General features: G+C 53.4%; 2 protein-coding genes. Both read left to right on the forward strand.

The genetic code is table 11. The features are described 5' to 3' along the window. The coding region (locus tag VI25_RS25170; RefSeq protein ID WP_161806930.1) for a hypothetical protein at nt 1–360 on the forward strand (360 nt) is incomplete at its 5' end. 178 nt (nt 361–538) lie between these two features. After that, nucleotides 539–1,052, forward strand: a 514-nt coding sequence (locus tag VI25_RS11830) for a thiamine pyrophosphate-binding protein (RefSeq protein ID WP_262489948.1), incomplete at its 3' end; no start/stop codon positions are given.

Here is a 1,052-nt window from a genome sequence, read left to right on the forward strand (position 1 = left end):
GCTACTGCCTTTGCGGAGACGTTTCCGTTTGCCCTGCACTCAGCCAGTGAAGAAGAGCAGGCAGAGTATGCAAGCGCCCGTAGCACTCTCCGCGACTTATATACCGACGAAACAACCCAGCTCGATACGCTGGTAAAGGCAATTCGCACCAAGGGCTACTCCGAGGATCAGAAGAAGCAACTTTACCTCCTGATTTTGGGGTACATGGACATTGCCGCTTCGGTGTTTGCATTGCTGATTACCCATGTGCCCACTAAAATGCCGGAAGACGAAGAGCTGACCGCAACTCAAGACAAGTTCGAGCGTGTGCTGAAATTTGCTCGATTGAATGTGAAGGGTATATCGGGATTGCTCGGCTAGGGCAAGGTTGAGGTTGTGCTGGTAGCAACGGCTGAGGTGTACTTTCGAGGTACCTGGACTATCTCGTAACGGACAACCCTTTGGCTTGGATAGGGGATGTAGAGGGCTTCAGACGGGAAGATTAATAGCCCGCACGTTTTGTTCTGCCGTATAGCCTAGAGACTAACCTCTGAAGATTATGGCGAAGAAGACTGTCTCTGAAATACTGGTTGATACCATCATGGCGGCCGGCGTTACGCGGGTGTATGGAGTAGTGGGCGACTCACTGAACGGTATTACCGAAGAAATCCGGAAGCGAGAGGGAATAGAGTGGGTGCATGTGCGCAACGAAGAAGCTGGCGCTTTTGCCGCCGGCGCCGAGGCTCACGTAACGGGCACGCTGGCCGTGTGTGCCGGATCTTGCGGGCCCGGCAACACCCACTTGCTCAATGGCCTATATGATTGCCACCGTAGTCGGGTGCCTGTACTGGCTATTGCCGCCCAAATTCCCAGTATTGAGATAGGAACTCAATATTTTCAGGAAACTCACCCGGAGCTGACTTTCAAAGAATGCAGTGCCTACTGTGAGCTGATTGGCATTCCTGATCAAGCCGTGCGCACCACTGAAATTGCCATCCAAACGGCCATCACTCAGCGTGGAGTAGCCGTGCTGGTAATTCCCGGCGACATCAGCCACGAGAAGGTGGAAGCCC

It is taken from the genome of Hymenobacter sp. AT01-02 (genome assembly GCF_000961955.2).
Taxonomy (GTDB): Bacteria; Bacteroidota; Bacteroidia; order Cytophagales; family Hymenobacteraceae; genus Hymenobacter; species Hymenobacter mucosus.